The sequence below is a fragment of the Alcanivorax sp. NBRC 102024 genome (assembly GCF_001602235.1).
Lineage (GTDB): Bacteria > Pseudomonadota > Gammaproteobacteria > Pseudomonadales > Alcanivoracaceae > Alcanivorax.
On record NZ_BDAS01000009.1, the window covers coordinates 110,190 to 126,297 of the forward strand.

17 protein-coding genes are annotated in these 16,108 nt (G+C 58.9%); 11 read left to right on the forward strand and 6 right to left on the reverse strand.

The annotated features are described in order from the left end of the window. Window positions 1-21: 21 nt before the first annotated feature. On the forward strand, window positions 22-1,566 hold the full coding sequence (locus tag A0251_RS13885) for a sodium:solute symporter (RefSeq protein WP_062817439.1): 1,545 nt from the start codon (window positions 22-24) through the stop codon (window positions 1,564-1,566). Here the strand turns inward: A0251_RS13885 and A0251_RS13890 are convergent. Further along, window positions 1,518-2,165, reverse strand: a complete 648-nt coding sequence (locus A0251_RS13890) for a hypothetical protein (RefSeq protein WP_062817440.1) — start codon at window positions 2,163-2,165, stop codon at window positions 1,518-1,520. The two genes, A0251_RS13885 and A0251_RS13890, sit on opposite strands and share 49 nt — an antisense overlap. A 4-nt stretch (window positions 2,166-2,169) precedes the next feature. Continuing rightward, complete coding sequence (locus tag A0251_RS13895) at window positions 2,170-3,354, reverse strand: exo-alpha-sialidase (RefSeq protein WP_231874241.1); 1,185 nt, start codon at window positions 3,352-3,354, stop codon at window positions 2,170-2,172. Between the two features lie 363 nt (window positions 3,355-3,717). Between A0251_RS13895 and A0251_RS13900 the strand changes: the two genes are divergently transcribed. The 4 genes from A0251_RS13900 (at window position 3,718) to A0251_RS13915 (ending at window position 7,001) form a co-directional block, all read left to right on the forward strand. Beyond that, window positions 3,718-4,443, forward strand: a complete 726-nt coding sequence (locus tag A0251_RS13900) for an START domain-containing protein (protein ID WP_062817442.1) — start codon at window positions 3,718-3,720, stop codon at window positions 4,441-4,443. Window positions 4,444-4,518: 75 nt separating this feature from the next. Then, window positions 4,519-5,259 carry a lysophospholipid acyltransferase family protein gene (locus A0251_RS13905; RefSeq protein ID WP_062817443.1) on the forward strand — a complete coding sequence of 247 codons (741 nt, stop codon included), beginning with the start codon at window positions 4,519-4,521 and terminating at the stop codon, window positions 5,257-5,259. 318 nt (window positions 5,260-5,577) lie between these two features. After that, window positions 5,578-6,417: an SDR family oxidoreductase gene (locus A0251_RS13910; protein ID WP_062817444.1), complete on the forward strand. Its 840-nt coding sequence runs from the start codon at window positions 5,578-5,580 to the stop codon at window positions 6,415-6,417. Then, the gene (locus A0251_RS13915; RefSeq protein WP_062817445.1) at window positions 6,417-7,001 is read left to right on the forward strand and encodes a DUF938 domain-containing protein; all 585 of its coding nucleotides are present in this window, start codon (window positions 6,417-6,419) and stop codon (window positions 6,999-7,001) included. Before A0251_RS13910 ends, A0251_RS13915 begins: the two co-directional genes overlap by 1 nt. Here the strand turns inward: A0251_RS13915 and A0251_RS17535 are convergent. Beyond that, window positions 6,998-7,258: a DUF1145 domain-containing protein gene (locus tag A0251_RS17535; protein ID WP_062817446.1), complete on the reverse strand. Its 261-nt coding sequence runs from the start codon at window positions 7,256-7,258 to the stop codon at window positions 6,998-7,000. The two genes, A0251_RS13915 and A0251_RS17535, sit on opposite strands and share 4 nt — an antisense overlap. Window positions 7,259-7,402: 144 nt before the next feature. Here A0251_RS17535 and rhlB point away from each other — a divergent pair, with 144 nt between their 5' ends. Next, the gene (gene rhlB, locus A0251_RS13925) at window positions 7,403-8,659 is read left to right on the forward strand and encodes an ATP-dependent RNA helicase RhlB (RefSeq protein WP_062817447.1); all 1,257 of its coding nucleotides are present in this window, start codon (window positions 7,403-7,405) and stop codon (window positions 8,657-8,659) included. Then, window positions 8,634-8,954 (forward strand): thiosulfate sulfurtransferase GlpE, encoded by a 321-nt coding sequence (glpE, locus tag A0251_RS13930; RefSeq protein ID WP_062817448.1) that lies wholly within the window; start codon window positions 8,634-8,636, stop codon window positions 8,952-8,954. The genes rhlB and glpE overlap by 26 nt, the downstream gene beginning before the upstream one ends. Window positions 8,955-9,072: 118 nt before the next feature. Here glpE and A0251_RS13935 read toward each other — a convergent pair whose 3' ends face one another. After that, window positions 9,073-9,756 (reverse strand): OmpW family protein, encoded by a 684-nt coding sequence (locus A0251_RS13935; protein ID WP_062817449.1) that lies wholly within the window; start codon window positions 9,754-9,756, stop codon window positions 9,073-9,075. A gap of 142 nt (window positions 9,757-9,898) precedes the next feature. Between A0251_RS13935 and A0251_RS13940 the strand changes: the two genes are divergently transcribed. Next, complete coding sequence (locus A0251_RS13940) at window positions 9,899-10,909, forward strand: hypothetical protein (protein ID WP_062817450.1); 1,011 nt, start codon at window positions 9,899-9,901, stop codon at window positions 10,907-10,909. 133 nt (window positions 10,910-11,042) lie between these two features. Here A0251_RS13940 and A0251_RS13945 read toward each other — a convergent pair whose 3' ends face one another. Then, window positions 11,043-12,506, reverse strand: coding sequence for a PhoH family protein (locus A0251_RS13945; protein ID WP_082810901.1), 1,464 nt, complete (start codon window positions 12,504-12,506; stop codon window positions 11,043-11,045). A 320-nt stretch (window positions 12,507-12,826) separates the two neighbouring features. Between A0251_RS13945 and A0251_RS13950 the strand changes: the two genes are divergently transcribed. Further along, a complete protein-coding gene (locus A0251_RS13950) occupies window positions 12,827-13,288 on the forward strand; it encodes an isoprenylcysteine carboxylmethyltransferase family protein (RefSeq protein ID WP_062817451.1) in 462 nt (153 codons plus the stop codon). Here A0251_RS13950 and A0251_RS17260 read toward each other — a convergent pair. Next, on the reverse strand, window positions 13,188-13,904 hold the full coding sequence (locus A0251_RS17260; protein WP_082810902.1) for a YiiX/YebB-like N1pC/P60 family cysteine hydrolase: 717 nt from the start codon (window positions 13,902-13,904) through the stop codon (window positions 13,188-13,190). The genes A0251_RS13950 and A0251_RS17260 overlap by 101 nt on opposite strands. A 468-nt stretch (window positions 13,905-14,372) precedes the next feature. On the opposite strand from A0251_RS17260, the gene A0251_RS13955 reads away from it, so the two are divergent. Together A0251_RS13955 and A0251_RS13960 are read left to right on the forward strand one after the other, a co-directional pair. Further along, a complete protein-coding gene (locus A0251_RS13955; RefSeq protein WP_082810903.1) occupies window positions 14,373-15,419 on the forward strand; it encodes a M14 family zinc carboxypeptidase in 1,047 nt (348 codons plus the stop codon). A 130-nt stretch (window positions 15,420-15,549) separates the two neighbouring features. Continuing rightward, the gene (locus A0251_RS13960; protein WP_062817452.1) at window positions 15,550-16,020 is read left to right on the forward strand and encodes a hypothetical protein; all 471 of its coding nucleotides are present in this window, start codon (window positions 15,550-15,552) and stop codon (window positions 16,018-16,020) included. The last annotated feature ends 88 nt before the right edge of the window (window positions 16,021-16,108 follow it).

A 16,108-nucleotide genomic window follows, 5' to 3' on the forward strand; every position in this document is an offset into this window, starting at 1 on the left:
GCCTGTATCGAGAGAACAATAATGACATTGGCAACGGCTGACTGGGTGGTCCTGGCGGGCTACCTGTGTGTGGTGCTGGGCATCGGCATCTACTTTTCCCGACGCAACACCAGTACCGAGGAATACTTTGTGGGTGGCCGCCGCTTTCGCGGCTGGGTCATCGGGTTGTCTCTGGTAGGCACCTCCATCAGCTCCATCACCTTCCTGGCCTACCCGGCCGACGCGTTCAAGACCGACTGGCTTCGCTACCTGCCCAACCTGGCCCTGTTGCCGGCCATGCTGGTGGCGGCGTTTGTTTTCCTGCCGTATTTTCGACGCGGCAATATGACCAGCGCCTATGAATTTCTGGAACAACGTTACGGCCCCTCCATCCGTGTCTACGGAGCCGTTGCCTTCCTCGTCGCCCAGATAGTGCGCCTGGCGATGATCCTGTGGCTGCTGTCCCTGCTGATCCAGCAGGTCACCGACCTGTCCCCTGCCACGGCCATCGTCCTCGGCGGGCTTTTTGTGGGCCTGTATACGGTAATTGGTGGCATTGATGCGGTGATCTGGACCGATGTGCTGCAGACCGTGGTGCTGTTGCTGGGCGGGCTGCTCTGCCTGTGGGTGGTACTGGAGGCCCTGCCCGGCGGGCTCGGACAAATTTTTGATCAGGCAGGCAAGGCCGGAAAATTTGCCCTTGCCCCCTGGGAGGACGGCGCTCCCGGCGAGACCTCCTGGTCACTATCGCTGAGCGAAAAAACCGCCACCATGATGTTGCTGATCGGCCTGACAAACTGGCTCACCGAATACTCCAGCAACCAGAATACCGTACAGCGGTATTGTGCCTCCCAGTCTACCGCGGAAGCCCGCAAGGGGCTGTGGGTGTACCTGTTCACTGCGCTGCCCATCTGGGCGTTCTACATGTTTCTGGGCACGGCCCTGTGGGTGTTCTTTCAGGTCTATCCGGATGTCCAGGCCGGCGCCATTCTCAGTGGCGAAGCTCGCGCTGAAACCTTGATGCCCTATTTCATCACTAACTACCTGCCCGCCGGCGTGGCGGGCCTGGTGATTGCTGCGGCCCTGGCGGCGGCCATGAGTTCGCTGGATTCCAGCATCAATTCGGTGACGACCGTGAGCGTGGTGGACCTCTACCGCCGCCATTTTCACCCCGGCCAGGATGACCGCCACTATCTGAAAGTGGCCTGGGGCATCGCGGTGGCCGTTACCGGCCTGATGATTGCCGGAGCCCTGTGGCTGAATGAGGCAGACACCAAAACGCTGCAGGACACGTCCACCATTCTGGTGTCGTTACTGGGCGGGGGCATGCTGGGATTGTACTTGCTGGGGTTCTTCAGCCGCCGGGGGGATGCCCGGGCAGCCTGGTGCGGGATCATCTGCACCCTGCTATTCACTGGCTGGACGATCCTGACCAACAAGGGGCTGCTGCCGGAAGCACTGAGCGCCCCTTTCGATCTCTACTACACCGGCCTGATTGGTAATCTGCTGATGTTTGCGGTGGGATATCTGTCCGCCAGTTACTGGCCAGCGGACAGGTCCTCAGCCTTGGCGGCGGACGAAGACTGACTGCTTGCTGCCGGAGTTTCGGGCGCGGGCATGGCCCGCGCCTGCAACAGGCGATCACGGATCAACCAGCCCGCTGCCCAAAGTACCAGCCAGGGATCAATCAGATAGTCCCAGAGATTGTCACTGACCAGTAGATCCGCACCGAATGCCAATTGCGCGGACACCAGAATCAGACAGGTGGCATAGGCGCGCAACACCCAGGCCAGCAACCCCAGTAACAACAGCGCGGTACTGAACTGGAAATTGCCGAAGCCCAGGGCGTACGGGTCCGTATAACTGGACCCCATGCTCATCGGGTAGAACCACAGCGCCATCAACACCAGCATCATGCAGGCTCCGCGCAACTGTTTCAGGGGCAGCCAGTAGTGGCCGACAATGCGATGCTGAATGGCCAGCACCGCCAGCAGGCCTGAGGAAATGCTGAAGCCGGCAAGATAACTGTTCACCCAGGGGGCCAGGCCCCAGGGAAATGGCAACACCGCCCAAACGAACACCAGCACAGACAGCATTATTCGCCCGCGCACGGAGAGCAGCGAGGCACTGATGCGCAACTGTACTGCCACCAGCACCAGGGCGCAGACCAGAATATCAAGCGTCATTATTCTACTCCTCGTTGCTGTTTGGGGCCGCGGAATCCGCTTTCAGCCAAAGGTGGCGGATGGCGGTTTTGTTCCAGGTGTACACCATGTGCAGATCGCCGCTGCGGGTCCGAATCATGTAGGGGTAGTCGTACTGGAATTCGCAGCCGAGACGACCATCACACTTGTTGTGGCGAGCCCGATCCAGAAGCCGGGAGGGATCTTCCGGCGGCACATCACTGTTCAACTCCGGATGGATCAGGGTAGAGAATTGCTGCTCGGTCATTTCCTCCCCGCGCCAGCGCTCCCGATCGTGAAAGGTCCAGCGTTCCTGCCAGCTACGCCCCCCATCACGGGTTTCGCGGATGCACAGATCATCCCGTTCAATGCGGTTACAGTTGGCAGCGATCAGCCAGTGACCTTCTGCCATGGCCAGACCGCTCAAGGCCGCACTGGGGTTTTCCAGGGAAGAGTACGCCAGCTCGTCCCACTGCCAGCCCCCGTCATGGCTTTCTGATTGATAGAGAAAGCCGTTGTTGGGCTCGTTTTCATTACGCAGGAAAGCCACCGCATGGGAGGGGCTGTCTACCAGCACCAAGGGCTGGATCGCCTTGCGTCCATGGCCAATACGGGCCTTGCCGAGAATCTGGTTGTCCTTGTCCAGCCGCAGTATTTCACCGAATTTACCGGCCATTTCATGATAGACCGGCAGGCCGATGGTGCCATCGCTGTAACGAATAGGGGCGGTTTTAACCAGAGTACTGATATTCAGGAAGGGCGTGGTGACCAGGACACCGTCGAAGCGCCAGTTTTTACCCTGGTCAAAAGACTCCATCACCACCACACGACTGCCTGCCCAGCCACCAAAACTGACCGCCACCACAAACAGGCGCATCCGACCATCATCATCCAGCACAGGCACCACATTACCGAGCTTGCGCACATGGCGGCCCCAGCCTTCTGCAATCTGTTGCCGGGTAATCACCGGCTCTTCATTGGACCAGGTACCGGACTGCGGATCGAACACCGAAGAATGAATAGCCACATCCGCCGCGCCCTCACGGCTGCCAGCAAACCAGAATGTCCTCACCGAGCCATTCGGCAACTCCACCATGGATGCGGCATGCACCAACGGAGTGTCGCCATCGGAGACGAACGCACTTCGCCATTCACCGTTATCCGGCACCTTGGCCTGTGGCTCTTCAATCATGGCGGGAACCGGTTCCCAAAGGTGGGAGGGGGAAGCGGCAAAGTATCCCGCCACCAACATGGCCCCAACAAAAAGGTGAAATGCACGTTTACGCATAGGTAGTTGGCCAGAAAAACCGAATTATCGTGTCGTCGGCCAGAGACCGCCGACCTGCGGCAGGCAAGTCTAGCAAAACCGCATAAAATTGCCTGCCATCGAAGCATCGAATGACAACCGATCATCCGAAGCGGACAGCAGAGCAATCCGCCAACGGTCAAAATATGTTCAGCGGGATCGCAATAATGGCATAATGCCGCCGCGTTCAAGGAGTTATCCAGAGGCTCCTAAATTCCAATAACAGGCACGCAAGGATCCGGTTTTTCCATGGACAGACTCATCGCTCTCTTTGTGGCACTCATTGTTGCCTCTTTCAGCCAGGCTGCCCTCAGTAATGATCTGGAGGACTGGAAGCTGGTTAGCGACCGGAATGATATCCAGGTCTACATGAAGCACCGGGACGAATCCCGTCTCAAGACATTCCGCGGCGTCACCCGTTTTACGCTGTCCGACGAATACTCACTGGTCGCCTTGCTCAATGATTACCCGTCCTACCCCAAGTGGCTGCACTTTGTGGACAGTGCGGAAGAATTCAACCGGGTCAGCCCGCTTGATCGCTCGCTGCGTTTTACCACCCAGCTTCCCTGGCCACTGGCCGACCGGGAAGCCGTTTTGCGTGCCAAGGTCACGCAGACCCTGACCGAAGACGAAGAATCGGTGATGGTGGACCTGATCAACCGACCGGACGCCCTGCCGCCCAATAATGAATATATCCGCTTCCCGGAAATGACCGGCAAGCTGGGCTTTGTGCGCCTGGGCAATCAAAGAGTGGAAATGACCTACGAGCTGATTCTGGATCCCGGCGGCTACATTCCCGCCTGGATCGCCAATATCCTGCTCCGTGACGCACCTTACTTCACCCTGGAACGATTGCGCCGCATCGTTAGCAAGCCGGAATACCAGAATCATTATTATGATTATCTGGATCTTCGTGGCCCTGGCCGCCCCTCGGCAGCAATGGGCAGCGCAAATAATGAAAACGTAACAAAGTAATTATCCATCTGTCATATTCGGCCAGCTCTCCATTACCATAAGGAAAAACCTGAACAGGTACGGAGAGCTCGATCCATGCGGCTGTTTTTCTTCCTCTATAGCTGGCTTGTCTTTGTTCCGCTAATGGCAGCCACGACTCTGGTACTGGGGGCACTGTGCCTGTTACTGGTGCCCTTCCTGCCCGCGGATCGGGTAGCCCGTCTTACCGCTGTGCCATGGGCAAAACTCTGCCTGCTCTATAGCGGTGTCCGCGTGGATGTGCATGGTCGCGAGAATCTGCGCCCGGGGCAGAGCTATGTGATCGTTGCCAACCATCTCAGTCAGTTCGACATTTTCGTGCTGTACGGTTATCTGGGAGTGGATTTTCGCTGGGTCATGAAACATGAGTTGCGGCAGATGCCAGTGATTGGCATCTGCTGCGACAAACTCGGCCATATTTTTATCAACCGGGCCGATACCCAGGCCGCCATTGCCAGCCTCAACCAGGCCCGCACCCGACTGGCCAACGGTGCCAGCGTGCTGTTCTTTCCGGAAGGCACCCGCAGCCGCAGTGGCCAGCTCAAGCCCTTCAAGAAAGGCGCCTTCAAGATGGCCCAGGACCTGCAACTGCCGGTGCTGCCGGTCACTCTCACCGGAACCTTCGAGATACTGCCACCGGGCACCGCACGGTTGCGCCCCGGTCAGCATGCCCAGATCACGCTGCACCCTGCCATTTCCCCATTGGGCCACAGCGAGGCGGAGCTGGTGCGGCTCATGCACCAGAGCCATACCGCCATTGCCGCCCCCCTTGGCGAAGCCTGCCCCCAACCGGGCTAGCCCCGTCTTCCCTGGCCACAGATTATCCTCAGCGCCGCTGGCCAGCGGCGCCATCGTCACGGTAATACTTCCTTGTTAGACAAGATTGGCCCATTCTGCAGTGACAAAGTGTCTACACTCGATCGCCGAATTGAGTTGAGAGTTCAAAGTTGAAAGTTTCAAGGCGCGAGCCAGCTTGTTTGAAACTGACATGCCCTGCCCGCGCAGCAACCTTGTAACGGCGCAGATCAGGGATTTTCCGTTGGCACTGTCAGCGCCTGCGTGTTTCAACTTTGAACTTGCAACTTGCGACTGAATTAAGCGGATACAGGAGTCATCATGAAGAATTTCAAAGACAAAGTTGCCGTTATCACCGGTGCCGGTTCCGGCATTGGCCGTGCTCTGGCTCAGGAACTGGCGTCCGCTGGTGCCAAGCTGGCCCTGTCTGACATCAATGAAGCCGGCCTGAAAGAAACCGCCGATCTGCTGGGTCTGGCTGAAGACCGCCTGATGACCCGCAAACTGGACGTGGCAGACCGTCAGGCGTTTTATGATTTTGCCGATGACGTGGTCAACCATTTCGGCTATGCCAACATGATCTTCAACAATGCCGGTGTTGCCCTGGGTGCCACCGTTGAGAAGATGAACTACGATGACTTCGAGTGGTTGATGAACATCAACTTCTGGGGCGTGGTTTACGGCACCAAAGCCTTCCTGCCTTACCTGAAGGAAGCAGGCGAAGGCCATATCATCAACGTGTCTTCCGTGTTTGGACTGATCGGCATTCCCACTCAGTCTGCCTACAATGCGGCAAAATTCGCCGTGCGCGGTTTTACCGAATCCCTGCGCCTGGAGCTGGAAATGGAACAATGCGGTGTCTCCGCCACGTCCATTCATCCCGGCGGCATCAAGACCAACATCGCCAAGGCCGCTCGCATTAGCGATGATGTGGCCGCCATCACCGGATCCGATCCCGCGCAATCCAAAGCGGATTTCGAGAAGATGTTCCGCACCACACCGGAAGAAGCCGCCAGCACCATCCTCAAGGGGGTTCGCCAGAACAAGCGTCGGGTTCTGATTGGTTCTGACGCCCTGGCGATCGACACCATGCAGCGGCTGTTGCCTACCAGCTACCAGCGTCTGATGGTGATGGGCCAGAAGTTCATGAACAAGAAGTAATGACAGAACGCCCCTACTCCCAGGCTTGCGAAAACAACAAGACTCCGATCCTGGCCGTGCTGAAGCAGCACTGCCAGGCGCCGGGTACCTTGTTGGAAATTGGTGCCGGTACCGGCCAGCATGCGGCCTGGTTGTCCGGGCAACTGCCTCATCTGCAATGGCAGCCTTCCGATGTGACCGCCAACCTGCCCTATATCCAGCAGTGGCAGAGTGATCCGTGCAACCGGGCCCTGCCACCGCTGGCGCTGGACGTTGCCGGCGAATGGCCTACCGGCCACTTCGATTACCTGTTTACTGCCAACACCTTCCACATCATGGCCGAGCCACTGGTGGAATCCTGTATCCGCAAGGGCTGTGAGCATTTAACCGAGGGCGGCAAATTCCTGGTCTACGGCCCGTTCAACTACCAGGGCCAATTCACCAGCGATTCCAACCGCCAGTTCGACCAGAGGCTGCGAGAGGGTGACGGTGACCGCGGCATTCGCGATCAGGAGTGGGTGGTAGAACAGTTCGCCCGCCAGCAACGCCACCTGCTGGCCGACCATGAAATGCCCGCCAACAACCGGCTACTGGTATTTGGCTAAACCGTGTGCCGCAGGGTCCGCATTCTCGGCTTGAGATAGGCCACCCCGAAGATCATGATCATCAAGGCGTCGCGCCAGTGAAACAGCCCACGCCGCCGAATCCATACCATAAAGCCGATGCATTCCAGGGCATGCAGGACCGCAACAACCAGCCCGGCCCCCAACAGCAAACGGTCGAAGGGCGACGGCAGATCCAGGAAAATGGCTAACCCTACTGCCACCCAAAACACTACAATAACCCCGCGAAGCAACCCCATAAGAAACATCCTCTGACAGCGCTGGCTATTTTTTCTACAATACCCCGTTTTCAGCAGGAACGGGTGGACTGATTTCCGCCCCGCGGCTGTGTGCCGCCAGTGCCAATATCGGCACAGACTCTTGCATTCAGACTGAGCGAATACATGCAAAAAGACAAGACAAGCACCTGGACCCTGGATCAGTTCCCGGTGCCGGAAAAAGACGGTGAAACCCGCTTCCATGACTTTGATCTGGACCTGAACCTGATGCGCGGCATCGCCGACCAGGGCTTCCAGTATTGCACGCCCATCCAGGCGGAAGTCCTGGGTCATACCCTGGCCGGCGCCGACGCCATTGGCCGGGCCCAGACCGGCACCGGCAAGACCGCCGCCTTCCTGATCACGGTGATCAACGACCTGCTGCGCCACCCCATTCAGGTAAAGCGCTACGCCGGCGAGCCCCGGGCCCTGATCGTTGCCCCGACCCGGGAACTGGCCATGCAGATCGAAAAGGACGCCAGGGCGCTGGCCAAGTACACCGACTTGCAGGTGATGAGCGTGGTTGGCGGAATGAATTTCAACCGCCAGCAGGAGCGCCTGCAGAACGAGTTGATCGACATTCTTGTGGCAACCCCCGGTCGCCTGCTGGATTTCGCCAAACGCCGTGATCTGTGGCTGGACCGGGTGGAATTCCTGGTGCTGGATGAAGCGGACCGCATGCTGGATATGGGCTTTATTCCCGATGTGAAACGTATCGTCGGCATGACCCCGAAAACCCGATACCGGCAGACCCAGCTGTTCTCTGCCACGTTCAGCGATGATGTGATGAATCTGGCCCGCCGCTGGACCGAGGATGCCGAGGTGGTGGAAATCGAGCCCGCCCAGGTCACCACCGACACCGTGGAGCAGAAGGTCTACATCACCAATGCCGATGACAAATTCACCCTGCTCTATAACCTGATCACCGGCATGAACATGGACAAGGTGATCGTCTTTGCCAACCGCCGGGATATTACCCGCCGGGTCAGCGACCGCCTGCAGAAGAAAGGTCTGAAAGTGTCGCTGATCTCCGGTGACGTGCCCCAGACCCAACGCATGAAGACCCTGGAACGCTTCCGCGCCGGCGATCTGCAAGTGCTGATCGCCACCGACGTGGCCGGCCGGGGCATCCATATCGACGGCGTCTCCCATGTGGTGAATTACAACCTGCCGGAAGACCCGGAGGACTACGTTCACCGTATCGGCCGCACCGGTCGGGCTGGCGCCAGCGGCATGTCCATCAGCTTTGCCTGTGAAGACGATGCCTTCCTGCTGCCGGAACTGGAAAATGCCATCGGCATGAAACTGGAATGCGAGTATCCGCCGTCGGATCTGCTCGCCGAGAAGGACTCAGAAAATGGCAAAACGCATCAGCCCGGATGAGGGCAAAACCCGTTTCGACCAGGGCGACGCCCTGTTCGTGGATATCCGTGACCCGGCCAGTTTTGCCGCTGGCCATTTACGCGGCGCCGTCCACCTGACCCAGGCCAATGTGGAGCCGTTTCTGGCTGATACCGCCCCGGAAAAACCCCTGGTGATCTACTGCTACCACGGCAACAGCAGCCAGGGCGCCGCCGACTGGCTGAGCGAGCAGGGATTCAGTGATGTGGTCAGCTTGGATGGTGGCTATGAAGTTCTCCGCCAGCGCTTCCCGGAACTGCTGGAAGAAATGGCCTGACCCGTGACCATGAGCCGCACAGCGGAGCCTGCTCATGGTCATCGGGCTTTCCCCCAACGTCATAGGCCATGCCTGCAACCCGCTACCGGGAGCAGGCGTGCCCCTGACGCATAGTGCCTCAGAACCGGTAACCCAGCCCTACCATGTACACCCAGGGATCGATTTCCACATCGATCTTGTCCACGCGGGCGTCATTGACATACAGGCGCGCCTCGGTATCGATATCGATGTTCCAGACGCTGACGTTGAACAACCAGTTCTCGTTCAGGGAAAAGTCAGCACCCACTTCCCAGGCAAAGCCCATGGAATTACTGAGCTTCACATCCGCATCAGCCCCCCCCAGCAGCGGACTGACCACTGCATCGTCGATGCTGTCCTCGAAAAACAGGGTGTAGTTCAACCCTGCGCCCAGATAAGCCCGCATGGGCCCGACCTGAGGGGCATAGTATTGTGCCAGCAGCGTGGGCGGCAGGTGCCCGGTTTCGCCGATAACCACCCCGCCGCCACCGGTATCCAGAAGGATGTCATGGGTAAAAGGGGTCGCACCGACCAGCTCAACACCGATCGAGTCAGTGACCATATACGCCAGGGTCAACCCCAACTGGGTATCGTCATCCACATCGACGCCCAGGCCACCCACCGCAGGCAGCGCCGGATTGAAGACCTCGCTGCTGGCGTCCGGATCCACCTTGATCCCCCCCAGGCGCACAATCACATCCCCCGCCTTGTGGGCCAGGGCCGGCCCGGCCATCAGCACTCCGGTTAGCAGCAGCGCCGCTTTTCCTTGTCCTCGCAGTTGCATACAGTTCCCCTTTGTTCCAGCAAGATAGAGACAGTGACCCGATACCCGGCACAGGCTGTAATGGCCACCCCACCGGTACTATTGAAAGGCCGTTGGAGAACGGGGGTATTGTTCTGAATCAATAAAAAGAGGTTTTACGACCATGTCATCCGCCGAATTGATTTCCGCCCTGCGCGATGCGCACCAGGCACACCTTTGTGCACAACTGCAGAACGAGGACCACTGGCAGGCCCTGATGGCTCAGGCCAGTGTCAGCCTGGGCGCCGTTCCCCTGGGCAAACTGGTAGACAGCGATTCCCTGACCACGGTAGTGGATCAATGGCTGCAACAGGCGCTCAGCGCCCAGGGACTGCAGACGGTGGTCAGCGATGTGAGCAAGGCGGTGTGGGAAGCCGCTGAAAAGGATCCGGCTACCGTGGGCGAGCTGCTCAGTGAAGACCATTTCGAGGCGATCCTGGAGCAGGTGCTGAAGCTGCAAACCCTCCGCGAGAAAGCCATCCACGCGGCCATGAGCCATCCGCTGGTCAGCGAAATGGTCAGTGAGATGCTCTATACCGGGATCAAGAATTTTCTGCTGGAAGAAAATGCCCTGGCCAAACTTCCCGGCGTCAGCAGCGTGATGAAAATGGGTCGCAAGAGCATGGTGGGCAAGGCCATGGGTGGCATGGAAGAGTCCATCCGTGATTATCTGAGAAAGAATATCCGTGTCACCCTGAGAACCGGCGAGCAATGGTTGAACAAGCAGCTCACCAATGAGCGCATCGAGCAACTGGCCAGAGACGGTTACCAGCGTGTGGCGCCGCTCAAACCCGCCAACTATCTGAAGCTGGTACCCGCCGGCACTATCGATGAAGTGGTCAGCCAGGGCTGTGCCATCGGCGATGAAACTGCCCGCCTGGACTACACCCGCCGTCTGGTCAGCGTGGGCATCCACGCCGCCGTTCAGTCCCTCAGCGACATACCCCTGCAAACCCTGCTGGACGGCATGAAGATCAGCGAAGATCAGGTCCGCCAGATCACCGCTCCCGCCCTGGCACGCGGTGCCACAGTCCTGATTGAGCAGGGCGTACTGGAACCGTTTATTCAGTGGGTGCTGGATGATTTTTATCAGTCGGAAGCGTGCAAGGCAGCCATAGAGAAGATTAACGGCTGATAGGAAACTGCTGTAGGAGCGCCTCTCGAGGCGCGAAGAGGATTTTCAGGATCCTGATTCCTCTGCGAGGAATTTCCGCGCTGACGCGCGGATCGCGCCTCGAGAGGCGCTCCTACAGGTTAACCGCTACGCGTTAAAGAAACTGCTCCGCATATTCCGCCAGCAACGACCTCGGCACCCCGTTCAGCTGCACCGAACCACCATGAACAAACCGCTTGAAGCGTTCGGTCATGTAGGTCAGGCCGGAGCTGGTGGGTGACAGATAGGGGGTGTCGATCTGGGCCAGGTTGCCCAGGCACACCACCTTGGAGCCTTCCCCGGCCCGCGTGATGATCGCCTTCATCTGATGGGGAGTCAGGTTCTGGCTTTCGTCAATCAGGATCAGGGATTTCTGGAAGCTGCGGCCGCGGATATAGTTCATGGCCTTGAACTGGATGTTGGCCTTTTCCTTCACGTACTGAATGCTCCCGGAAGGATTTTCATCGTTCAGGTGCAACGCCTCGATATTGTCGTTGATAGCCCCCAGCCAGGGGTCCATTTTTTCCTCTTCGGTACCGGGAAGGAAACCATGCTCTTCCGCCAATGGCGGCGTAGACCGGGTGGCGATGATCTTGTTGAAACGCTTCTGTTCCACCGTCATTTCGATGGCGGCCGCCAGCGCCAGAATGGTTTTCCCGGACCCCGCGGCCCCGGTGAGGGTGACCAGGTGCACATCCGGATCCATTAACAGTTGCAGCGCCATGGCCTGCTGCAGGTTTTTCGGGCGTAACCCCCAAACCTCCTGATCCAGCAGACTGTCGGCCTTGTAATGCCGCAGGGTCACGACGCCGTTGTTCACATCCATGACCCGCCCGACAAATCCCTGTTCATCAATCACGTACTGATTGGGATAGACCTCTTCGCCAAGGATCTCACTCACCAGCAGACCGTGGGACAGATGATGCAGGGTATCGGCGCCCACCTGCTCGGTTTCCACCTGGGTGACCTGATCCCAGAAGGAACCGGGCACTTCGAAATAGCCCCGGGTCAATTGCTTGATGTCCGATACCAGCTGATCGTTGTGGTAATCCTCCGACTCGATGCCACAGGCCCGCGCCTTGAGGCGCATGTTGATGTCCTTGGTCACCAGAATAAAACGTCGCTCCGGCTGACTGGCCTGCATGGCCACCACATCGTTGATGATGCGGTTATCGTTCAGGTTATCAGGCAGTGGCGCCCTATCGTTGTCCGGCTTGGACATCAGCACCGTCAGCGTGCCCTGGGTGACCGTCTCCGGCCCCCGGGGGATAGGGATACCCGCTTCCACCTCTGCCGGGGTGGCACTGCCCAGCACCCGGTCGATCTGGCGAATGGCCGCACGGCAGTCTGCCGCCGTATGGGATTTGCCGCTCTTCAGCTTGTCCAGCTCCTCCAGCACCGTCATGGGAATCACCACCCGGTGTTCCTCAAAATTGAGTAACGAATTCGGGTCGTGGATCAGTACGTTGGTATCGATGACGTAGGTTTTTTGCTGTTCTTGTTCGAGGGTTGAATCGTTCTGGTTGGCGCTTGCGTGGTTGACGGAGAGGGTGTGAAGTCTGGCCGCGCGCTCTTCCATGCGTATCCCCTGTGACGGTTGCGTCGTGGGCGGCTACGGCTCGGGCGTCAGATCTGGCTCATACTGTGACAAAGCGAGAGTGACGCCTGCGCCTGCCGCCGTTGGTTTAAGCCTTTTGGCGGTTCAGTTGCAGCAGCTGTAACAGCTTATGATCGCGATCACTCCCGCAAGGGCGGGATTGGAATTACCATAACCCAGCTTTTTCGAAATGATCAATAGAAAACCTCGCAAAGTTTGCCAGCGGACAGGCAGCTGGCTGTCATAGTGTTTAGAATAGCCGCGTATTTTTCCTCTTCGTTTTCTGTCACCAGGTGATTGCCATGTCCCTCGAGCACCCGCAAGTTATGATGCCGCCACCGGCCCTGTATCTGGGGGGGCTGCTGATGGGTTATGGCATCGATCAGGCCCTGCCGCTCCCCGCCCCGGCATTCCCGGGTGATCACTGGGTGATTCTGGCGCTGGCCGTGATTGGCACCACCCTGGTGCTGGCTGCAGCGATCCAGTTGCGCCTGGCACGCACGACCCTGGTTCCCCATCGCCCCGCCAGTCAGCTGCTTACCACAGGCGTATTCCGGCTGAGCCGCAATCCCATCTACCTGGGCTTTACCGCGCTCTACCTGGCCATGGCCCTGAGTCAGCACAGCCCGGGCATGCTGATCATGCTGGTCCCGGTGGTCTGGGTTATCCAGCAGCATGTGATTGTTGCGGAAGAAGCGTTTCATGCCCAACAGTTCGGGAAGCAATGGCAGGCCTATCAGCAACGTGTTCGGCGCTGGCTGTAACCCGGGCCCGGATGGCGGTGGCTTGCGGGCCACTCTTGAGAAACTCCACGGCCCCCAGCTTGCCGTGTTGCAAACGCATGTGACGGGAACCGAAATGCCCCGGCACCAGCGTACTGGCGCGGGTCTGGCGGGGTAACCAGCCCAACCGCCGGTACACTTCCGCCACCAGTTCCGAACAGAACCAGCCGCGCTGGTCCGGCTTGCGGGTAAAACCTGTCAGCACATCCAGGGCATTGCACAGCACGTAATTCTTGTAGGGACGATGGAGCAACCGTTTGACCAGGCGCGTCAGCAGTTGCTGTTGGCGATCACTCAATGGCGGCCCATGCCGTCGACGCAACGCCACCGTGCCCGGGTAATCACGTAGCTTGTCTGCCAGTGGAACCAGCGCCACACCGGCCACCGGACAGCCCAGGGTCACATCCGATGATTCACTCAAGGTGGTAGATTCCAGAACCAGCGGATCGGGATTACCGGGCAGGTGCACGACCATGCCGATATGACTCCAGGGACTACGGGTAAAGACCCGGATCACCTCACTGGTAAAACCGCGGCCGGAAAACAACAGCAGATCCCCGGTTCGCAGTGAGCAAGCAGAATCAAGAGGCATTGTCATGGGCACGGCCACAGGCTCTTATCCGTTGCAGGACTATCCTGTGGCCACACTAGAAATTCGGCGTGACAGTTCGCTGACAGTGGCATCACGGTTTGGTGAAGAAAAACTGCCCATCTCGCTACAGCGCCGCGGTAGGAACGGAGCGCAGGGGAGTAACGCCCGCAGGGCGGCCCCGTAGGGGTGAGCGCAGCGAATAACACCTCTTGAGGTGCGAATCCGAGCGACAGCGAAGGAAATGTACCAGGTAACCACCGGCTCCTTCTAAAGACACCTGTCGAGCCCGGAAATCCCTGATCGCCCTTCGGTCGATTTCCTCGCTTCGCGAGGTTCGCGGCTCAAGATCCGCTCCTACAGCGGCTCCGTAGCGTAGATACCCAGGTGATAACATGCAGGCAAGGCATCGTCACATTCCTGTTATCTGCCGTCGTTACCCTGTGTAATTCTCTTTGCCTGTCCCCACCCCCGCCTATGGAAGACACCCTCTACCTGCTGCAACGCCATCTGCCCGAGCTTCTGCATCTGGATGCCCTGATTCGTCATGGTGAACGCCATCTGCGGGTGTCCACGGTTCATGAGGTGCCCATGGGTGAGCTGTCCTTGCCGGTGCGGGTGATCGAAATGGGCAGCACCTCTCCCGGCGTGCCGGTGATCGGTTTTTTTGGCGGCGTGCATGGGGTGGAGCGGATCGGCAGCCAGGTGCTGATGTCCTGGCTGCACAGCCTGATTCATCGTTTGCAGTGGGACGACCAGCTCCATCGCCGGCTGGAGCAGGTGCGTCTGGTATTCATGCCCATGATCAACCCGGGTGGCATCTGGAAGCGCACCCGCAGCAACCCCAATGGCGTGGACCTGATGCGCAACGCGCCCATCGATGCCATGGGCCGGGTGCCTTTTCTGGTGGGCGGCCACCGCATCAGTCGACACCTGCCCTGGTATCGGGGAAAAAGTGGTGCCCCCATGGAAGCGGAAGCCCAGGCGTTGGTGCGCGTGGTTCGGGAAAAACTGATGCCAGCTCCCTTTGCCATGAGCGTGGATTGCCACAGCGGCTTTGGTCGTCGGGACCGTATCTGGTGCTGCTACGCCCGCAGTCATCGCCCTATTCCCCACATCGGTGAGGTGTACCGGCTCAAACAACACTTCGAAGACACCTATCCCCATCATCACCCCTACCTGATCGAGCCCCAGTCGGTGAACTACACCACCCATGGCGATCTCTGGGATTATCTCTACGACGATGCCCAGGATCGGGCACCGCAACACACCTTCCTGCCCTTTACCCTGGAAATGGGCTCCTGGCTCTGGGTGCGCAAGAATCCCCGGCAGATGCTGGATTTCTTTGGCTATTTCAACCCGGTCATCGGCCACCGGCACCACCGGGTATTGCGCCAGCACCTGCCCCTGTTCGAGTTTCTCACCGCCATGACCGCCAACGCCGGCAACTGGTTACCCTCCAACCGGGAAAAACCTGCACTGACCCGGGAGGCGATCAGCCACTGGTTCGGTGACACACACTGATCCCATCGTTACTGTTGCCCCCTCGCTGGGCTCGCTGGCAATTCATGGCCCCGACCTTGCAACAGAAACCCCATTGGGTCTGCCGTCCGGCTGACATACACTTTGCCAAACGCCCTGATAAGGACACATCATGAAAGCCCTGATTTTCGCCCCTCTGGCCCTGCTGGCCGGTTGTCAGCATCTCAATTACCAGGAACCCACCGCTGGCGAGACCGCCCAGGTTACCTTCACCAGCAACGATACCGCCGCCCAGCCCGTCGTCTGTGTGCCCGGCAAGGGCTTCCAATCCACCGACTATGCCCTGTCGCAAAGCCCGATCAGCGGTGGTGCACTGGACGAACTGCTGGAAACCATGAAGAAAAGCCCGGAGGTCACAACAACGGTCGAGGCGGCCCCCGCCACCCGCATTGGCGTGATCTACAATCGACGCCAGGCGGACAACAGCCGGGACCGCTGTCGTGTCGCCCTGCAGTTTTCTCCCCAGGCCGGTGGCGAGTACCAGGCGCACTTTGTCTACGACAAGGGTCAGTGCGGTCTGTCATTAAAGGATGCCGCTGGCAACAGCGTCGATGCGGTGCAAACTGACTGGCAGTGCCCATAACGGGCGCACCAATGCGGTGCGCGGCACCAATTTCGCGCACCGCATTCTCTGTTTCCCCTTTGTGAAACCCGCTTTTTTCCCCCCAACA

Coding starts and splice junctions, on each gene's coding strand:
- A0251_RS13885 (WP_062817439.1), top strand. CDS start 22: ATGACATTGGCAACGGCTGACTGGGTGGTCCTGGCGGGCTACCTGTGT.
- A0251_RS13890 (WP_062817440.1), bottom strand. CDS start 2,165: ATGACGCTTGATATTCTGGTCTGCGCCCTGGTGCTGGTGGCAGTACAG.
- A0251_RS13895 (WP_231874241.1), bottom strand. CDS start 3,354: ATGATTGAAGAGCCACAGGCCAAGGTGCCGGATAACGGTGAATGGCGA.
- A0251_RS13900 (WP_062817442.1), top strand. CDS start 3,718: ATGGACAGACTCATCGCTCTCTTTGTGGCACTCATTGTTGCCTCTTTC.
- A0251_RS13905 (WP_062817443.1), top strand. CDS start 4,519: ATGCGGCTGTTTTTCTTCCTCTATAGCTGGCTTGTCTTTGTTCCGCTA.
- A0251_RS13910 (WP_062817444.1), top strand. CDS start 5,578: ATGAAGAATTTCAAAGACAAAGTTGCCGTTATCACCGGTGCCGGTTCC.
- A0251_RS13915 (WP_062817445.1), top strand. CDS start 6,417: ATGACAGAACGCCCCTACTCCCAGGCTTGCGAAAACAACAAGACTCCG.
- A0251_RS17535 (WP_062817446.1), bottom strand. CDS start 7,258: ATGGGGTTGCTTCGCGGGGTTATTGTAGTGTTTTGGGTGGCAGTAGGG.
- rhlB (WP_062817447.1), top strand. CDS start 7,403: ATGCAAAAAGACAAGACAAGCACCTGGACCCTGGATCAGTTCCCGGTG.
- glpE (WP_062817448.1), top strand. CDS start 8,634: ATGGCAAAACGCATCAGCCCGGATGAGGGCAAAACCCGTTTCGACCAG.
- A0251_RS13935 (WP_062817449.1), bottom strand. CDS start 9,756: ATGCAACTGCGAGGACAAGGAAAAGCGGCGCTGCTGCTAACCGGAGTG.
- A0251_RS13940 (WP_062817450.1), top strand. CDS start 9,899: ATGTCATCCGCCGAATTGATTTCCGCCCTGCGCGATGCGCACCAGGCA.
- A0251_RS13945 (WP_082810901.1), bottom strand. CDS start 12,506: ATGGAAGAGCGCGCGGCCAGACTTCACACCCTCTCCGTCAACCACGCA.
- A0251_RS13950 (WP_062817451.1), top strand. CDS start 12,827: ATGTCCCTCGAGCACCCGCAAGTTATGATGCCGCCACCGGCCCTGTAT.
- A0251_RS17260 (WP_082810902.1), bottom strand. CDS start 13,904: ATGACAATGCCTCTTGATTCTGCTTGCTCACTGCGAACCGGGGATCTG.
- A0251_RS13955 (WP_082810903.1), top strand. CDS start 14,373: ATGGAAGACACCCTCTACCTGCTGCAACGCCATCTGCCCGAGCTTCTG.
- A0251_RS13960 (WP_062817452.1), top strand. CDS start 15,550: ATGAAAGCCCTGATTTTCGCCCCTCTGGCCCTGCTGGCCGGTTGTCAG.